The following is a 19062-nucleotide window of genomic DNA, read 5'->3' as shown; positions in this document are numbered from 1 at the left end:
GCAGCCATAACGCAGGTGCGGAAAGGGAAATTGCCTGATGCCGGCCTTCACGACGAGGTTGCTGTTCTCGGCAACCTCGCCCCGATAGGTCTGGCCGTCGCGATGCAGGATGACGATCGGCACGTTCCTAGGCCACCTTGCGCTCGGTCATTTCGAGCTGCTCGATCGGAAGGTCCTGCGCGACGTAATCCCAATAGAGCGCCGTGGTGTAGAGCAGCCGCATCTGCGCGCCGATCTCGCAGATCTTGAGACAGCGCTGCTGCAATTCGACCGTGTTGGCGTGCTCCAGCACGATCTGATAGCCGCGCTCGCCGTGGATCTCGTCCGAGACGATATGGAGATCGAAGAACTCCACTTCCTCATCGGAGAACTGGTATTTGTCGCGCAAGGTCGGCGTCTGCCGGCGGTAAATCGAAGGCACCTGCGATTCGAGGCCGACGACGAGCCCGGCTACCGCGACGATCGGATCTTCCCGCATCGCCACCGAGTAGCACCAGCTTTGCAGGCCGCGCGTGGTCGCCGACATGTTATCGGGATCGATGACCCGCTCGCGCGTCGTGCCGCAGGCTTCGGCAAAGCGGATCAGGAGGTCGGTGTGGCGATCGCCGCCGATCTCCTCCTCGTACATGTTGGCGAGCAGGAAGTCCTTGGCTTCGGTGTAGCGGTCCGGCATCCGCGCATAGACATAGGCCAGATAGTCCGCAAACGGTCCCACGTAGTGATAGTGGTTCTCCGCCCATCGCGCGAGATGGGCGCGGCTGAGCTTGCCGCTCGCCCAGGCAATGCTGAACGGCGCCTTGTTGGCGCTCTTGCCCTTGATGGCGTTCTCAAGCGCGGTGCGAAAATCCACGTGGTTCATCAGCTCGGGCATTGCAGGCACTCCCTCTGGCCAGAAATTGGGAAACGCGAATGCAAATGGATTGCATTTGAAGAAGTATATAGTATACAATTTTGATTTAAGTCAATGCGCCTTGAAATTCGGCCACTCGGCCAGAAACCTGTCTAAATGAGGAACGAGCTGGCCAGCACAAGGCCAGCCACAGGCCAAAAATTGTATACAATCAACAGGCTGAGCGTCGAATGAGTCATTCCATCGTGATAACGGCCGCTCACTGGGCCTATGTCGCCGGCATCGTTGCCGTCGTCCTGACCATGGTGCTGCGCGCCAACGTCGTGTTGCCCTCCATCGTCGCCACCTTCGTCGTTGCACTGGCGTGGACGGCAAGCCCGGTCGGCGCGATCGCGAGCATTTTCAATGCGAGCTTCGTCGCCGCCAAGGAGCTGTTCAACATCTTCCTGGTGATCTCACTGATCACCGCGCTGTTGAATGCCTTGAAGACGCTGCGTTCCGACGTGCTGATGGTGCAGCCGTTCCGTGCGATCATGGGCAACGGCCATCAGGCCTTCTTCATCCTCGCCGCGGTCACCTATGTGATCTCGCTGTTCTTCTGGCCGACGCCGGCCGTTCCTCTCGTCTCGGCCGTGCTGCTGCCGGCGGCGATCGCGGTCGGCTTGTCGCCGCTCGCCGGCGCCATGGCCATTGCGATTGCGGGCCAGGGCATGGCGCTTTCATCGGACTATGTGATCGGCGTTGCGCCCGCCATCAGCGCCAAGGCGGCGGGCGCGACGGTGAGCGCCGCGGCGGTAGCCGATCGCGCGCTGGCGCTGTCGCTGATTGCGGGCGGCGTCGCGCTGCTGCTCGCCTACCTCTCGATCCGCAGCCGCAAGCTGATTCAGCCCGGCAACGAAGCGCTGCTCGAGCAATGGCAACGACAGTCGGGTAACGGCGACGTCAAACGGCTGGAATCGCAAGGCACGTTCGACAAGGCCGAGATCGCGCGAGGCACGGCCGACCAAGACCCGCTCGCGATCGACGACAAGCTGCGTCATCATCTGCCGTTGATCGATAAGCGACGCGCCGGCTGGTCGAAACTATTCGCCATTCTCACCCCGCTCGGCTTTGCCGCCGTGATCGCAGTCATGGTGGCTCCAAAACTCGGCTTCCACGGCATTTTCACCGAGCTCAAGGGCGGCGACGCGGCCGCGCTGGTCGGCGGCATGGGCGCGGTGCTGATGATCCTGGCGACGATCGCCGCCGAAGGCCCCCGCAAGAGCCTCGATGTCTGCGCCGATCATATCACCGACGGGTTCGTGTTCGCCTTCAAGGCGATGGGATCGGTGCTGCCGATCGCCGGATTCTTCTTCATGGGCGCCGGCGGTGAACTTGCGGCCGGAATCCTCAACGTACCGACCGGACAGGCCCCGCCCCTGTTGTTCGATCTGATCCAGACCGCCCAGGCCTTCATTCCGCAGAATCACTATCTGGTCGCCTTCGGCGTGCTGCTGGTCGGCATGATCACCGGCATCGACGGTTCGGGCTTCGCCGGCCTGCCGCTGACCGGCTCGCTGTCGGGCGCGCTTGCCCCGGCCGTCGGCCTTGACGTCGCAACCCTTTGCGCGGTCGGCCAACTGGGCGCGGTCTGGACCGGCGGCGGAACGTTGATCGCCTGGTCGTCGCTGATCGCAGTGGCCGGCTTTGCCCGCGTCTCCGTGCTTGAGACCGTGCGCATGCTGCTTGTGCCTGTCCTTGCCGGCCTGTTCGTTGCCACCGTCTGTGCCGTGCTGTTCTGGAGCTGATAGCGATGACACTTCTTGCCGAAAAACCGCAACGCACAAGCGGCGTCGAATCCTTCAAGAACTATATCGGCGGCGAATGGGTGGCCGCTTCGAGCGGCGAATCGATCGACAACATCAATCCGGCCGACACCTCTGACATCGTTGGCCGGTTTCCGGCCTCGACCGCGCAGGATGCGGAAAGCGCCGTGCGCGCTGCCGCGAGCGCCTTCGCAGCCTGGCGCAAGACCCCGATCTCGGCACGCGCCAGGATTCTCAACAAGGCCGCCGATTATCTCGACGCGCATGCCGACAGCTTCGCCGTCGACATGACGCGCGAAATGGGCAAGCCGCTCAACCTCGCCAGGGACGAAATCCTGCGCTCGGCGCAGACGCTGCGCTTTTATGCCGTGGAAGGACAATCCTTTGCCGGTGAAGTCTTTCCGCAGGATGACGCCGGCATGATCGTCTACACCGAGCGCGAGCCGCTCGGCGTGGTCGCGGTCATCACGCCATGGAACTTTCCAACCTCGATTCCGGCACGCAAGATCGCACCGGCGCTGATCACCGGCAACACGGTGGTGTTCAAACCCTCCTCCGATGCGCCGCTGTCGGGCTATCGCCTGACCGAGGCCCTTGCCGCCGCGGGCATTCCGAAGGGCGTGCTCAATTTCGTCAACGGCAGCGCCGGCGATGTCGGCGCAGCCATCACGACGCCCCAAATCGTGCGGGCGATTTCTTTCACCGGTTCGACCGCGGCCGGCGAGCATATCCACCGTTCCGTCGGCATCACCACGCGCACGCAGATGGAATTGGGCGGCAAGAACCCGCTGATCGTCATGGCCGATGCCGATCTCGACCAGGCGGTCGAGCTTGCCGTGAAGGGCGGATTTTCGCTCACCGGACAGGCCTGCACCGGCACCAGCCGCGTGCTGGTCATGCGCGCGGTCAAGGCCGCATTCACCGAAAAGCTACTCGCCAGGATCAAGACGCTGAAGATCGGCAGCGGCATGACCGCGGGCAACGACATCGGCCCGCTCGCCACCGCCAAGCAGCTCGAGACCGTGCTGCGCTATGTCGAGATCGGCAAGCGCGAGGCCAAATGGCTCACCGGCGGCGATCGGCTGACCGGTCCCGGCTACGGCAGCGGCTATTACGTCTCCCCTGCCGTATTCACCGATGTCACGCAGAGCATGCGGATCGCGCGCGAGGAGATTTTCGGCCCGGTGCTGGCGTTGATCGAGGTCGAGAGCTACGAAGACGCGATCGCCAAGGCAAACGATACCGAATATGGGCTCTCCGCGGCGATTGCGACCCGCAACCCGTCGCTGATGCACGCCTTTGCCCGCGATATCGAGGCCGGCACTGTCAAGATCAACCGGACCACGACCGGCAACCTGATCAACGCGCCGTTTGGCGGCGTCAAGCACTCCTCGACCTCGACCTTCCGCGAGTCCGGACGCGCGGGGCTGGAATTCTACACCCAGATCAAAACGGTCTACCGCGGGATCTAGAATATGAGACCAGGTCGAACTTTGGCAGCAGCGAAGACCACCTCTCCCAAAGGGAGAGGTCGGGTCGCATCGCAAGATGCGATCCGGGTGAGGGGTTACGATCCCTCGATCGCGCCGCGGCCCCTCACCCGGATTGCGCTTCACGCAATCCGACCTCGCCCCGCCGGGGAGAGGTGAAACGACAAGCGAGACAACGATATGCGATCAACATTCAAGCTCGAACGCGCCGAAGCGAGGCTGATGGCGGCGGCCGCCATTGCCAAAGCCGACGAGATCAAGGTGTTCGAAACCGTCTGCATCGCCGATGACGGCGGCCATCCGCTGTTGATCGAGCGCATGGACGGCGCGCGCATCACCGGCCCCCAGATCGCCTGGAACAAGGCGTTCACGGCCGCCGGTCACAAGCGCTCGACCCATCTGTTCAACCAGACGCCGAACGGCCCTGCTCTGCCCGGCAATGAGGCCTTCGGCATTCAATGGAGTTTTGAAGGCCGCTTTGCGGTGTTCGTCGGCGGATTTCCGATCGTGGTCGATGGCGAGGTGGTCGGCGGCATCGGCCTCTCCGGCGGCAACGGCGAGCAGGACACGGCTTGCGGCGTCGCGGCGCTGAAAGCGCTGCAGGAGCATTTCGGCTCAAAACACCGCGTACTGGTCCAGGCCGACATCAAGCTCTGAGCAAATGGCAGAGCCTATGAACCGTGTTTCGGGTTTCATCGCTCAGGCCGACGGGTGCAAACAACCGCGGAGTACTCGTGCCTGAACAGCGCCCCGAAAGCCTGGTTGCCTCGCAGCTCGACGCTCGCTTTCTTTCCGCATCGCAGGCGGCCGAGTATCTTCGCGGCGGTGACATCAGCGCACGGGAATTGGTCGAAGTCTGTGAGGATGCCTATCGTGCCGATCACGAACGCATCAACGCTCTGATCCTGAGCGATTTCGATGCCGCGCGCTCGGCTGCGGCCGAAAGCGATGCGCGGCGGGCGCGGGGCGAAACGCGGGGTCCGCTGGACGGCATTCCGTTCTCCGTCAAGGAATCCTTTGACGTCGCGGGCTGGCCGACAACGTCAGGCAATCCGGTCAACCTCGGCAATATCGCGATGAGCGATGCTGTTGTCGTGCAACGCCTGCGTGCCGCCGGCGCGGTCCTGCTCGGCAAAACCAACGTGCCGATCGCGCTGCGGGACTGGCAGAGTTACAACACGATCTACGGCACCACACGCAACCCTCACGATGACACGCGCACGCCTGGCGGCTCGTCAGGGGGCAGCGCCGCGGCGGTATGCGCCGGCATGAGCTTCTTCGATGTCGGCTCGGATATCGCGTCATCGCTGCGCAATCCGGCCCACTTCTGCGGCGTGTTCTCGCACAAAAGCAGCCACGGCGTGGTTCCGATGCGAGGGCACGGCATCGGCATCAGTTTTTGCGAGCAGGCCATCAACGTCGCAGGCCCGATTGCGCGCAGCGCCCGAGATCTCGAACTGGTGCTGCGCGCCATTGTTGGACCGGGCGACGAGATGGCGTCGGCGTGGCGGCTGGAGCTGCCGAGTTGCAGTAAGAAGACGCTCGCGGAGTTTCGCGTGGCGGTTCTTGCAGATCACGTACTGGCCGAAGTCGATCGGGAAGTTGGCGGCGCGATCGAGTGCCTCGCCCGCCGGCTCGAAGCGGAAGGCGCCACCGTCGTCTGGAATCGGCGACCCGATTTCGATCCGGTCGAATTGTGGTGCGCATTCGTGAAAATGGTCCGCGCGACGACCTCGCTCTATCTGGACGATCCGGCCTTCGAACGAATTCTGACACAAGCGGCGAGCGCCGATCCGACGAGGTTCGATTACGAAACGCTGCAATATGTCGGCACCGGCATTCGCCACCGCGACTGGCTGAAGCTGGAGCAACGGCGGGCGCGCTTCGCCGAGGCCTGGCGGCACTTCTTCGACGATTATGACGTGCTGCTCTGCCCTGCCGCAGTCACCACTGCTTTCCCGCTCGACGAAACCGGCGAACCTTGGCAGCGAACGCTCATGGTGAACGGACGACCGCAGCCGATGACCAACCAGATGTTCTGGGCCGGACACTCCGGTCTTTGTGGTTTGCCATCGACAGTTGCACCGATCGGGCCGGGAAGCAGCGGCCTGCCGACCGGCGTGCAGATCGTCGCGGCGCGCTATGCCGATTTGACGTCGCTGCGCTTCGCACAATTGCTGGAGCAAGCCGGCTTCGTCTTCCGGCCGCCGGGACGTTCTTCTCAATCCATCGCAGGGGACGCGAGAAAAATGGAGGGGTCATGCTGAGCTGGTTCACGGAACTGACGCCGGGAGAGCGCAAGGGATTCTATGGCGCATTCCTCGGGCACGCGGTCGATGTATTCGACTTTCTCATCTACTCATTCCTGATTTCGACGCTCATCACGCAGTGGCATATGAGTCCGGCAACGGCAGGCGGTATCGTCACCTGGACGCTGCTTTCATCTCTCATCGGCGCGATCGGCGCAGGCATCGCAGCCGATCGCTACGGCCGGGTGCGGGTATTGCGCTGGACTATCACGCTATTCTGCGTGTCCTGCTTTCTGTGCGGCCTTGCCAACGGCCCGGTGCAATTGGCGACGTTTCGCGTGATGCAGGGTCTTGGCTTCGGCGGGGAATCCTCGCTTTGCATGGTGCTCGTCACCGAACTGATCCGCAATCCTGCGCATCGCGGCAAATATTCCGGCTTCACCGCAAGCAGTTATTCCTTCGGCTGGGCCGCCGCGGCCATCGTCTATGCAGTCGCGTTCACGGTGGCAGCCCCGGAGACCGCATGGCGTATCTGCTTCTTCGTCGGCATCCTTCCGGCGGTGATCGTGATCTACATGCGGCGTAATTTGAAGGAACCGGAGGTCTTCACCCGGACTCGTGCCGAAGCGGGCGCCGGTCCGTCGGCGCTCGCGCTGCTCGCGCGGGTGGGATCACCGCCGTTACTTGGCAAGACCATCCTCTGCAGCCTGCTGTCGGGCGGAATGCTCGGCGCCTACTATGCGATCGCGACCTGGCTGCCGACATTTTTGAAGACCGAGCGCGGGCTGTCGGTATTCGGCACCAGTTCCTATCTTTCGGTGACGATCCTCGGCTCCTTCGTCGGATATGTCGCGGGCTCCTATGCTTCGGACTCATGGGGACGGCGGGTGACCTACGTGTTGTTCGCCATCGGTGCCCTGGCGATGGCAATCACCTACATGGCGATCCCGGTTTCCAATGCGTCGATGCTTTTTCTCGGGTTCCCCCTGGGCGTTCTCATGCAGGGCGTATTCGCGGGAATCGGCGCCACGATTTCGGAATCCTATCCGAACGAGGTCCGCGCCACCGGCTACGGCGTGTCTTACAACATCGGCCGTGTGATCGGTTCGCTGTTCCCGCTGGCCGTCGGCTGGCTCAGCGGTGGATATATCTCATTGCCGCTTGCCATCGCGCTTGTTGCCGGCGCGGGATACTGGCTCGTGATCGGCGCGGCGCTCCTTCTGCCGGAAACCCACGGCATCGATCTGGATCGAGCAGGCGAGAGTAAACAAGAAGAGGATCGAGCCCTTCCAACGACCACAGTGGATAATACCGCTTAGCGCAGGATCCTCCGGTAGTTTGGTTTTTCGGCAATCCTTTATGGATGCCGGTCAACCCTTCCCGCCGGGCGGGACCAAACACTGCAACGCCGGCAACCTCCGCAGGCTCTGGACAAGCTCTCCACATCCGGTTCAAATTCGCTCCATCAGTCACAAATCTTGGCGATAGACCCAAGATGACTGCATAGGCCCGCGGCAACGACGGGACCCGGAAAAAAGTTTTGGGGAGGAGCCAATGACCGTTTCACGTCGTCAGGTGTTGCTGGGAAGCGCGGGAGCGCTCGGCGCCGCCACGTTTCCGCTTCGCACTGCGGTCGCCGCGGAACCGATCAAGATCGGCTTCCTTGCGGCGATGACCGGGCCGAGTTCAGCGCCGACGATCGGTTTCAACCGCGGCGTGGTGTTCGCGGTCGACGCCATCAACGCTGCCGGCGGCGTCAACGGGCGCAAGCTCGAAGTCGTCACCCGCGACACCCAAGGCGATCCGACCAAGGCCGTCAACGCGACCCAGGAATTGATCAGCCAGGCCAAGGTGCATGCGATCTGGGGCCCCTTCAATTCCGGCGAGGCGCTCGCGACCACGCCGATCATGGCACGCGCCAAGATGCCGAACATCCACCCTTGCGTCGTGGAGACGCTGATCGACCCCGCCAAATTCCCGAACGCGTTCCGCCTCGCGCCCTCCAACAGCCAGTGGGACGATGCCGTCCGCAACTACTGCCTCAATATTCTCAAGGTGAAGAAGATTGCGGTGATCGGCGACACCACCGGCTACGGCGTGACCGCGGTCGGCGCTTCGGTCGCCGCGTTCAAGAAAGACGGCGCCGAAGTCGTCTATCAGGCCAACATCGACGCGACCCAGCCGGACATGACGCCGGACATGCTGCGCGCCAGGAACGCCGGTGCCGAGGTCATCGTGGTCTGGAGCGTCTCGACCGGCATGGAGGCGCGGATGTTCAACACCCGCGCCGCGATGGGCTGGGACGTGCCCTTTGCCGGTCATCCCTCGATGTCATCGGGGGAAATCGCGGGGCTGGTCGAGAAGCCCGAGAATTGGAAGAAGGTCTATGTCGTCGGCTACAAGAGCTGCAGCTACGACGCCTCCGGCAAGCTGCCCGCGAAAACCCAGGAGCTGGTCGATCGCCTGCTCAAGGCCAACGTCGCGATGAACGACACGCTATTGTGGTGGATCGCCGACGGCGTCGATGCGATCGATCTGATCGCCAAGGCGGTCGAACAGAGCGGCTCGACCGAGAGCGCGGGCATCATCAAATACTGGAACTCGCTGTCGAAATATCCCGGCTATTTCGGCAATTTCACGTTCTCGCCGACCCAGCACAACGGCTATCTGACCGAAGAGGTCGTGATGTCGGAGGCGTCCACCGCCAAGAACGGCGCGTTTTCGCTGGCGCCCGGATACACATAAAGGCGGCGGGAGCGGCGCAAGATGCTCGCCTCGATCATCGCATCCGGTCTGGCGGCAGGCGCGATCTATGCGCTGGTCGGCGTCACCTACAACACGATGTTCTCGACCTCGCGCGTGATGAGCTTCACGGCCGGACAGCTCGCCATGCTCGGCGGGGTGTTCGGCTCGATGTTCACGCTCAAGATGGGATTGCCGCTGCTTGCCGGCTTCGTGCTGACGCTGGCCGCCTGCGCCATCATCGGCATCATCACCGAATTCGTCGCGGTGCGGCCGGTGCTCAAGAGCCTCGACCAGCATCTGTACGTGCTCTCGACGCTGGCGCTGGCGTTGATGATCCAGCAGGTCGCGGCCATCAAATGGGGCACCGAGCCGCAGCCGTTTCCGCGCCTGATCGGCTGGGGCAGCGGGGTGTGGGACGAGAAGTTCTGGCTGCCGGTTGCGGCTTGCGCGATCACGATCGCCGGCCTCGAATATCTCTATCGCCGCACGCTGGTCGGCCGCGCCTTTCTGGCCATCGCCGAGGATAACTTCGCGGCGCGGGCGCTCGGCCTGCCCGAACGTAACCTGCGCGTGGCAAGCTATGCGCTGGCCGGCATCGTCGGCGGCATCGCCGGATTCTCCGGCGGCGAGTTGCTGCTGGCGTTTTTCGCCAACGGTGCGCTGTTGAATTTCTACGGTTTCGTTCCGGTCGCGCTTGGCGGCCTCGGCAACAACCGCGGCGCCGTCATCGGCGGGCTCGTGCTCGGCCTGTTTCAGCAGGCGGCGAATTTCCTGGTCGGCGGCATCTTCTCCTCGGTTGCGGTGTTCGCCCTGTTCATCGTGGTTCTGCTGGCAAGACCGCAAGGGCTGTTCGGCTTCCAGGCGGCGCGGAGGGTGTAATGACCGCACTCACCGCAGCGCCCGTCCGCAATGAGAAGCGCGCCTGGCAGGGAATTGGGCTTCAGATCGCGCCATTCCTCGCGATCCTCGCCGCCGCCATGATCCTGCCCTTCGTCAGCAACGACTACTGGGCGCTGATCGGCACCCGCGCGGCGATCTACTGGGTGCTGGTCTCCGGCCTCAACCTGATCGTCGGTTTTGCCGGACACCTCGCCATCGGTTACGTCGCGCTGCTGACGCTCGGCGCCTACACCACGAGCGTGCTGGTCGCCGGCAATGTGATGCCGCCGCTCGATGTGTTCGCGGCACTGGCAGTCGCGGGCATCGTCGGCGCCGTGTTCGGGGTCGTCGTCGGCCTGCCGGCCCTGCGGCTGCGCACCTTTTATTTCGCGATGTCGACGCTCGGCTTTGCCACCATCGTCGCCCAGATCGCGCTCGCCTGGCAGAGCGTCACCGGCGGCGGCATCGGCATCGCGGGACCGGAATTCCCCGCCCCCCTCAATACCGCCTGGGGCTTTTACTATCTCTGCATCGGCTTTGCGGCTGTGTGTACCTGGCTGACCGCCAACATCGCCCATAGCCGCTTCGGCCGCGCATTGATCGCCATTCGCGACGCCGAGGTCGCGGCCGAAGCCACCGGCATTTCCAAGCAGCGCCTGCTGATCGCGATCTTCCTGCTGGCTGGTGCGCTTGCCGCCATCGCCGGCGGCCTGTTCGCGAGCCTGCAGACCTACATCACGCCGGATGCCTTTACCTTCGACCTCTCGGTGCTGTTCTTCATTGCGATCCTGATCGGCGGGCGCGGCTCGATCCTCGGTCCGATGCTCGGCACCATCATCCTGACCATCCTGCCCGAGATCGCGGCTCCACTGGCGGCATGGTCGACGTTCCTTTACGCGGTCTTGCTGCTCTTGATCGTGCTGGTGATGCCCGGCGGGATCGCCGCCCTTCTCGACTGGCGCAACCGGCGTCCGCTCCTTTCCAACCGCGCGATCGTGCCGCGCCCCGCCGCGCTCGCGGAATGTTTCCGCAAGACTGCCGGCGACCAGACCCTGACGCTGCGCGGCATCACCCTGAGTTTCGGAAACGTGCGCGCGATCGATAATCTCGATCTCGACGTGAAGCCCGGCGAGATCCACGGCCTGATCGGTCCCAACGGCAGCGGCAAGACCACGACCTTGAACGTGATCTCCGGCTATTATGTCGCCAAGGGCGGCACGATCGGTCTTGGAGATCGCTTGCTTGAGCCGGGCGCGCCGACGCTGCGCGCGCGTCACGGCATCGCCCGTACTTTCCAGACGCCGCGCGTTATCGGCGAAGCCTCGGTGCTCCAGAACGTCATGATCGGCGGCAACATCGACGGACGGGCCTCCTTTGTCGAAGCCCTGCTGGCGCTTCCGCGCAACCGGCGCGACGAGCAGATGCTGGCGATGCGGGCGCGCGCGCTGCTCGGCGTCGTCGGCCTCGAAGCGCTTGCCGATGTCCGCGCCGATCGCTTGCAGCACAGCGAATTGCGCTTCATCGAGATCGCGCGCGCGCTGATGCTGGAGCCGGATTTCCTGCTGCTCGACGAGCCCGCCGCCGGCCTCTCCGGCGACGAGATCGAACGCCTGGCGGCGCTCATCAAGGCGATCAGCCGCCGTGGCACCGGTCTGCTCCTGGTCGAGCACCATGCCGATCTCATTTTCGACATCTGCGATCAGGTCACGGTGCTCAACCTCGGCCGCATCCTCGCCGCCGGAACGCCCGCGGAGATTCGTACGCACAAGGAGGTGGTCAGTGCCTACCTCGGTGGTTGAGCCGCTGCTGTCGGTCGCCCGGCTGGAATCCGGTTACGGCAAGATCCGTGTGCTGCACGGCATCGATCTTCACATTTCAGCGGGTGAAGTCGTGGCATTGCTTGGCCCCAACGGCGCCGGCAAGACGACGCTGTTGCGCGCGCTGTCCGGATTGCTGCCCGTCAATTCCGGCGACGTGCGCTTTGGCGCGCGCGACATCGCCAACGCCACGCCGCGCCAGACCGCGCGCGAAGGCCTAGTGCATGTGATCGAGGGCCATCGGGTGTTCACGCAGCTCTCCGTCACCGACAATCTCTTGCTCGCCGCTTACGACCTGCCGCGCGGCGAACGCGCCGCGCGGGTCGACCAGGCGCTGTCGTTCTTTCCGGAAATCGCCGAGAAGCGCCACGAGCGCGGCGGCGCGCTGTCCGGCGGGCAACAACAGATGTTGACCGTGGCGCAGGGCCTGATCCGCCGCCCTCGCCTGTTGATGCTGGACGAACCGTCCGCCGGTCTTTCGCCGGTGCTGGTCGACCGGGTGCTGGACGTGATCGCCCGGCTGCGCGGCAATGGCACGGCGGTGCTGCTGGTCGAGCAACTGCTCGAAAAAGCCTTGGCGACAGCCGACCGCGTCTATGCGCTGGTGCAGGGTCAAATCGTGCTGGAAGCCAAAACCAGCGAGCCCGACCTGCCGCATCGGCTCGAGCGCGCCTATCTCGGCGGGGAGCGGTCCCGCTAGCGTCGCTTCGTCGCGCGCGAAAAATACTGCAGCCGGTCAATGACGGTGCCGACGCGCACCAACGATTTGGGCAGCCGGTCCGGGCCCCTATGCCTGGCAAAAACCGGGAAGTAGCGCTGCGACCAGCTCAACTTCTTCGCCAAGGAGAACCTGCAGCCCCGATACTACCCGATGGAATCCGGTTGACGCAATTTCAGGACGGTTTGCAGTGTCGTGGCATCGTTAAGTACAGCGCGGATTTCCGATTTATCCAACCAGGTCATCGCATCGTCGAACATCTCGCACTGCTCGATCTTTGCACGGGCGGTCGCAAGCGCTACATCGATCCGGCCCAGCTTGCTGTGCGGCTCGTAAGGGAGCGAAGCCAAATGCCATTTCCGCAACTCGGCATCGTCTCGCAGTTGGCGCAGAGCGCCCGTCACGCCGACAGGCCCGGATGCCATCAGCTCGTTCGCGCGAAGCACGACCGGAGGCGAACGACGGTCTTCAGGGGTCGCGAATAGCCCGGCCGCACTCGATCGCCGGGACGTCAGCAATCCCAATGGAATCGCCAGCAGCAGACCGGCAATGACCGGGGACATCCACAGTAGAAGTGGGAGGGATACGGCGCCTGCGCTCAGCCCCATCACGAGGCCCCACAGTGTCGGCGTGGCAAGTTTCCGATAGATTTCCTGTCGCGCGATCTCGCCGCCGCTTCGGCGCTGGACCTGCCATCCGGCGTCGCGGCCGAGGAGAATTTCAGCAACCGCCGCGGACTGCAGGATCATCATCGACGGAGCGACCAGCGCCGCAAGCAGCGTTTCGAAAAGAATGCCGCAAAACACGCGCACCGGGCCACCAAAGGAGCCACGCTGATCGCCCCTGCTGATCAGCACCAAATATGCCAGCATCTTGGGGACGATCAGCAATCCCATCGTGGCGGCGAACACCCACGCCGCCAGCACGGGATCCTGTTGCGGCCAGGTCGGAAACAACGAGAAACCTTTCGGAAAGTATTCCGGCCGGATGAAGTTGGCCTGCAATGAAATCAACAATCCGAGGATCAGGAAGACAAGCCACATCGGCGCGGTGACATAGGCGCCGATGCCGGTTAGGAGATGAAGGCGCGACACCCAGCGCAGACCGCGCACGGGCAGCACTGCAATGTGTTGAAGGTTGCCTTGGCACCATCGCCGGTCCCGGGAGGCGAAGTCCAGCATCGACGGCGGGACCTCTTCGAAGCTGCCTCCGAGTTCAGGTGCCATGTAGATGGCCCAGCCCGCCCGCCGCATCAAGGCGGCCTCGACGAAATCGTGGCTCAGGATATGCCCGCCGAAGGGCCGACGGCCACGCAGTTCCGGCAACGCTGCATCCTCTGCGAACGCGCGGACGCGAATGATGGCGTTGTGTCCCCAATAGTTGCTTTCCGGGCCATGCCACCACGCGTTGCCGGTGGCGATAAGCGGACCGTAGATCCGACCGGCGAACTGCTGGAGACGGCTGAACAGGCTGCTTGCGTTGACAATGACGGGCTGCGTCTGGATCAGCGCGGCGCCGGGATGCATTTCCATCGCGTGAACCAGGCGCACGATCGTGTCGCCTTCCATCAGGCTGTCGGCATCGAGCACGATCATGTGGTCGTAGGCGGCGCCGAAACGTCTCACCCACTCTGCGATATTGCCGGACTTGCGAGCGGTGTTGTCATATCGGTGTCGATAGTAAAGGTGATCTGCACCGCAGACCCGACGCAACGCAATGAAGGCCACCTCTTCGTGGACCCAGGTATCGGGATCGGTGGTGTCGCTGAGCAAGAACCAGTCGAACCGGGCGCCGTGACCGGTGACGGCCACCGACTCGTACATCGCGCGAAGCCGTGCCATCAGATGGTGGGGATCTTCATTGTACGTCGGCAACAGCATGGCCGTGCGCGATGAAAGATTCGGCAGCGGGCCATCGGCTTCGATGGCCAGTCCGCCCTTGCGCCGGATCAACAGCAGGAAAAATCCGACCAGCGCCGACATGAAGGAAAAAGCAACCCAGGCCAGCAGCGCGAGGAAGAAGGCGAGCAGCATTCCTTCGAGCACGGTCACGCCGCCGACATTTACGACCCCGTACATTTCGTAGCCGCCGGCGGATGTAAGCGCTGCCGTGCCGACGAGGATGAACAGCCGCCGAAACAACAGATTGGTTCCGACCGGCGCGATCGCCCGCTTGCGCTCCACCAGCCTATCGAGCCGGCAAGGCTCCATGGAAAGTCTGCTTTCCGGAGGTAGAAATGGCTGGAGGGCGATCTCAGGCCGTAAGGATGATTCCTTCAGGGCGTCCATCGATAGGTCCACACTTCGGAAATCGGCGTATCATTCTGGACCAGGACAGCGCGCAATTCGATCGGCGCTTTGCTCTGGATCGCGCATTGGAAACTGAGGCGCCAGCCGCCCGTCTCCGGATTGGGTTCGGTGACGATGTTGCTGATCTCGGATTTCTCCGCGGTCACCGTTCCCTTGATGGTCTTCGGGTCGATGCCCTTGAGCTTGTCGCCCATCAATTCCAGCACGAATAGCTTGCTCTCATCGCCTCGATTGCCGACCCCGGTCCGGGTGAACCGCGCCAGCGTGTCGGATTTCGGGGCGTCCGGACCCCAATGAAGGCGATAGGTGAAGTTGTGTTCGTTCTTGGCCGTGAGCGGCTGCTTTGGACGCCAGAAGGCCGCTATGTTGTCGTGAATCTCCTCCTTGGTCGGAATCTCGAACAGGACGACGGCGCCTTCGCCCCAATCGCCGATCGGCTCCACCCAAAGGCTGGGACGCCGTTCAAACCGTGATTCAAGGTCCTGATAGGCGAAATATTTCTTCTCCCGCTGCATCAGCCCAAATCCGCGGGGATTGAGATCGGTGAAGGTGCTCACTTGCAAGTCGCGCGGATTGTTGAGCGGGCGCCAGAGTTGTTCGCCATTGCCGTTCGAGATCGCGAGCCCATCAGAATCGTGAACCGCAGGGCGGAAGTCGTCGAAGTCCTTGCGGTCGTTTGGCCCGAAGAAGAACATGCTGGTCATCGGCGCAAGACCGCCATGCGCAACATCCACTCTGGGATAGAGAAACATCTCGACGTCGAAGATCGTGCTCTCGCCGGGCCGAATAGTGAAGCGATAGCTGGCGGTGGCGCTCTTGCTGTCCAGCAATGCGTGAATCACGATGGAGGTCGCGTTCGGTGCCGGCTTCTCCAGCCAAAACGCCTTGAACACGGGAAATTCTTCGCCTTTGGTCTCCCCGGTGTCGATCGACAGGCCACGGGCGGACAACCCATAGGTCTCGCCCTTCGCAACCGCCCTGAAATAGCTCGCGCCGAGGAACACACAGACCTCGTCGAAATAGTCCGGCCTGTTGATGGGCGCGTGAATGCGAAAGCCGGCGAAGCCGAGGTCGACATTGGGCCACTGCCCCAAGCCCTCGCCGAACGAGAAGTCGTCGCGTCGATATTGGATAGGAACGGCGCGTCCATTGCTGACTTCGAAGAGATCGACCTTGTTCTTGTAAAAGAATCCCCGATGAAAGAATTGCGCCTGGAACGGCAGCTTCTCGTTACGCCACAGCGCATGGTCCGGCAGGAAGCGGATCGATCGATACTGGTCATAATTGAGATTCTGCAAGGCCTCAGGCAGCTTCTCATCGGGCGGCTCGAACGACTTGGTGGCAAGCGTGCGGGCCAGTTCTCGCACGGATGACGACCCGAACGCCGATGGTGCTGAGTCGGCGGCGCCCACGCGCGGCAACGCAGCGGCTGCGGACATCACGACTGAAGCGCGAAGAAGTTGCCGTCGGTTCAACGAATTTCCCATCCCGGTCCAGAAACCGAGAGAGGAAACGAGTGGGATTGGAAGGAGTTCCTTTGCTGCGACCCGTGAGCAGGCACACCAAGGCGTAAAATCGTGACCGCACCGCCCGAAAATCGAATTTCCCTTGGCAGGCTAGCAACATCGGTTGTGCTCGTCTCGGCAATCCCGGTCATTTCGGCCTTACACCGGACCATCAAGGACGCGGTGGTGCCGTGGGACTCCAAGAATCAGTTTTATGCGTTCTTTCGCTTTTTATCGGAGACATTGCATTCCGGCGCGTGGCCGTTCTGGAATCCGTACCACTATGGCGGGCATCCCAGCGCTGCCGACCCGCAGTCGTTGATTTTCGCGCCGGTCTTCATCGTCTGGGCAGCAATCGCCCGCTTTCCCACGATGCGGGCTTTCGACATGGTGGTCCAAGCTCACCTGCTCATTGGCGGCCTGGCAGTGGTCTTCATCGGCTGGCGCGCGCGCTGGCCTTCGGCAAGCATCGTATTGGCCGCGACAATCTTCATGCTTGGCGGTCCCGCCTCCGGGCGTCTCCAGCATACCGGGATTATCCTGAGCTACAGCGCCTTTCCGTTGGCGCTGCTGCTTCTGCATCTCGCGCTTGAGCGGCGCTCATACGGCCTGGCCGTTGCCTTTGCCGTTGTCGCGGCAGCCATGGCGCTGGGCCGCAACCAGGTGGCCTTGCTGCTTTGCGCGCTGCTGGTTGCGGCTGCTGTCGCAGAAACAATCAGCGCTCATTCCCTCGCGCGATATTTGCGGGAACGAGTTGGTGTGCTCACCGTCATGACGGTCGTGGGAGCTGCGCTGCTGGTGATACCGCTGCTTCTGACCATGCAATTTGCAATTTTGTCCAACCGGCCCAATGAAGGGCTCAGTGACGCTCTGAGAGGCTCGCTCTATCCGGCGAACTTTGCGAACGTTGCAGTTCCCAATATCTTCGGCACCCACTCAGCCTATTGGGGGCCTGGCGCCGCGACTTTGGCGGATGTCGATCTCACCGACGATTCCGAAAACTACCTTTTTCTTGGCTCGGTGCCGACGCTGCTTCTGCTCTGGTTCGGCGTTGCCGGACACCGCGCTTGGGAGATCGGGCGCCGCCTGATGGCCGGCGCGCTCGCAATCGCCTGCCTTTTCATGCTGGGGCGCTACACGCCGTTTTATGGCACGGCATTCAGCTTTGTTCCCGGCATCGATCTTTTCCGCCGGCCGACCGACGCCAGTTTTATTTTCGTGATTGCGACCGCCTTTATTGTCGGTCATTGCCTCGCCGACTACGTCCGCATCGGCTTGCCGAAATTGCGACCATGGAGCGCTTTGCTGGCGGTCGCGGCATTTTTTGCAGCAATTGCTTCGGCGATTGTGTTCTCGGCCAGGACCGGACATGGGGCGGAAGCCGGGCGCGAGGCACTCATTTCATTGACATTGATGCTAGCCGCCGGCGCGGCTCTTCTTTCCATGCGACGCGAAGCGACCCGCCCTTTCGCGGCGTGGCTTCTCGTTCTTGCCGGCGTCAGCGAGTTGATGTGGTGGAATACCGCATCGCGATTGAACGCCGAACCATGGAGTGTCTACGCGGTCCTCGAGGCACCGTCTGGTCCGGACGCCGAGGCGATCCGGTTACTGGAAAGGTCTCTCGCAGCCGACCGCCGCCGCGGCGAATACCCACGGATCGAAGTTCTGGGCCTTGGCGGACCCTGGCAGAACCTCGCAATGGTTCGCGGTTGGGAAGCGATCAACGGATACAATCCGCTGCGGATCGGCGCATACGATCGCCTCGTCTCGCCCGGCGAGCAGAATTGGAACGTGTCATTGCGCCAATTTCCGCCTTCATTTGACAACTACGACTGTTCGCTGGCGAAGGCGCTCGGCTTGACCTATCTCGTTCTCGGCTCACCGTTGCGAAGTCTGCCGGGCCTTTCGGCGGTACCAGCGTCCGAACTCCTGCTCTCTGGCCCACCTATCTGGATCTACCGGATTCCCGGGGCATTGCCTCGGGTGAGCCTGGTCAGCGAGCTCGATCAGCGGTTGCCGTCGCGATCCGAAGATTCCAACACAAGCTTCGCGAAAATTGCATCGTCAGCTCCGGGCCGGCTCGATGTCGTCACCACATCGCAAACCGCGAAATTCTTGTTGGTGCACGATCTCTACTATCCGGGCTGGGTAGCGGAAGTCGACGGACAAGAAAGGCCTATTCTGCGCGCGGCACAGCTATTTCTTGCGGTAGAAGTTCCGTCCGGCACCCACCGCGTATCGATCCATTTTGCGCCGTTTACGCCGCAGAATCTCGCAAATGCATTGGCGACAGTTTTCGCTTCGGGTCACGGGACGACATCGACGGAATGAAGATCAGCTACGCCAGGACCGCCTCGCGGCCCCAAGGCAACTGATTTGCGTCGCCTGTCCAGTCCTTTCGCGAAAAATATTCCGCTTCGCGATTTGCTAGAAGCAGCCTTAGTGATTCCGCTCGTCCCGCCTCACTCGAGGGGCGCTTCGCGATCGTCACGAACGTTGGGTTGCGGGATGCGATGGACGCGTTTGGTGCGACTGACGAGCGCATCGGAAGCGGACGGCGAAGTCGTGTGGGCCTGATATCCCGACGCTGATATCCGGTGCAACGCGCGAGCGTTGTCACCCACGGAGACAACAAAGCCCGGTCTCCGGGGCGAGCACGAAGGAAGCTGTTAACACCATCGCGCAGGGAATGCCG

General features: G+C 62.8%; 13 protein-coding genes. 10 read left to right on the top strand and 3 right to left on the bottom strand.

The window, feature by feature from the left end; translation table 11 throughout:
- Window positions 1-127: 127 nt before the first annotated feature.
- Window positions 128-871 carry an iron-containing redox enzyme family protein gene (locus tag VFL62_RS15330; protein ID WP_325173228.1) on the bottom strand — a complete coding sequence of 248 codons (744 nt, stop codon included), beginning with the start codon at window positions 869-871 and terminating at the stop codon, window positions 128-130.
- A 209-nt stretch (window positions 872-1080) separates the two neighbouring features.
- Here VFL62_RS15330 and VFL62_RS15325 point away from each other — a divergent pair, with 209 nt between their 5' ends.
- The 9 genes from VFL62_RS15325 (at window position 1081) to VFL62_RS15285 (ending at window position 12535) form a co-directional block, all read left to right on the top strand.
- Window positions 1081-2637, top strand: coding sequence for a hypothetical protein (locus VFL62_RS15325; protein WP_325173227.1), 1557 nt, complete (start codon window positions 1081-1083; stop codon window positions 2635-2637).
- A 5-nt stretch (window positions 2638-2642) separates the two neighbouring features.
- Window positions 2643-4127 (top strand): aldehyde dehydrogenase family protein, encoded by a 1485-nt coding sequence (locus tag VFL62_RS15320; RefSeq protein ID WP_325173226.1) that lies wholly within the window; start codon window positions 2643-2645, stop codon window positions 4125-4127.
- A gap of 198 nt (window positions 4128-4325) precedes the next feature.
- Entirely contained in the window at window positions 4326-4802 is a 477-nt protein-coding gene (locus VFL62_RS15315) for a heme-binding protein (RefSeq protein WP_325173225.1), read from the top strand.
- A 77-nt stretch (window positions 4803-4879) separates the two neighbouring features.
- Window positions 4880-6412, top strand: a complete 1533-nt coding sequence (locus VFL62_RS15310) for an amidase (RefSeq protein ID WP_325173224.1) — start codon at window positions 4880-4882, stop codon at window positions 6410-6412.
- Window positions 6406-7713: an MFS transporter gene (locus tag VFL62_RS15305; RefSeq protein WP_325173223.1), complete on the top strand. Its 1308-nt coding sequence runs from the start codon at window positions 6406-6408 to the stop codon at window positions 7711-7713. Before VFL62_RS15310 ends, VFL62_RS15305 begins: the two co-directional genes overlap by 7 nt.
- Before the next feature lie 235 nt (window positions 7714-7948).
- Complete coding sequence (locus tag VFL62_RS15300; RefSeq protein WP_325173222.1) at window positions 7949-9139, top strand: ABC transporter substrate-binding protein; 1191 nt, start codon at window positions 7949-7951, stop codon at window positions 9137-9139.
- 21 nt (window positions 9140-9160) lie between these two features.
- Window positions 9161-10018, top strand: coding sequence for a branched-chain amino acid ABC transporter permease (locus VFL62_RS15295; protein ID WP_325173221.1), 858 nt, complete (start codon window positions 9161-9163; stop codon window positions 10016-10018).
- The gene (locus VFL62_RS15290) at window positions 10018-11817 is read left to right on the top strand and encodes a branched-chain amino acid ABC transporter ATP-binding protein/permease (protein WP_325173220.1); all 1800 of its coding nucleotides are present in this window, start codon (window positions 10018-10020) and stop codon (window positions 11815-11817) included. The genes VFL62_RS15295 and VFL62_RS15290 overlap by 1 nt, the downstream gene beginning before the upstream one ends.
- A complete protein-coding gene (locus tag VFL62_RS15285) occupies window positions 11798-12535 on the top strand; it encodes an ABC transporter ATP-binding protein (protein ID WP_325173219.1) in 738 nt (245 codons plus the stop codon). The genes VFL62_RS15290 and VFL62_RS15285 overlap by 20 nt, the downstream gene beginning before the upstream one ends.
- Window positions 12536-12699: 164 nt before the next feature.
- On the opposite strand, the gene mdoH is transcribed toward VFL62_RS15285, so the two are convergent.
- Together mdoH and VFL62_RS15275 are read right to left on the bottom strand one after the other, a co-directional pair.
- Window positions 12700-14841 (bottom strand): glucans biosynthesis glucosyltransferase MdoH, encoded by a 2142-nt coding sequence (gene mdoH, locus VFL62_RS15280; protein WP_325173218.1) that lies wholly within the window; start codon window positions 14839-14841, stop codon window positions 12700-12702.
- Window positions 14829-16337: a glucan biosynthesis protein G gene (locus VFL62_RS15275; RefSeq protein WP_414644730.1), complete on the bottom strand. Its 1509-nt coding sequence runs from the start codon at window positions 16335-16337 to the stop codon at window positions 14829-14831. The genes mdoH and VFL62_RS15275 overlap by 13 nt, the downstream gene beginning before the upstream one ends.
- Window positions 16338-16439: 102 nt before the next feature.
- On the opposite strand from VFL62_RS15275, the gene VFL62_RS15270 reads away from it, so the two are divergent.
- Complete coding sequence (locus VFL62_RS15270) at window positions 16440-18698, top strand: YfhO family protein (RefSeq protein WP_325173216.1); 2259 nt, start codon at window positions 16440-16442, stop codon at window positions 18696-18698.
- The last annotated feature ends 364 nt before the right edge of the window (window positions 18699-19062 follow it).

It is taken from the genome of Bradyrhizobium sp., assembly GCF_035701725.1.
Lineage (GTDB): Bacteria > Pseudomonadota > Alphaproteobacteria > Rhizobiales > Xanthobacteraceae > Bradyrhizobium.
Note: the sequence above shows the minus strand (reverse complement) of the source record. Positions and strands in the feature narration are given on the sequence as shown.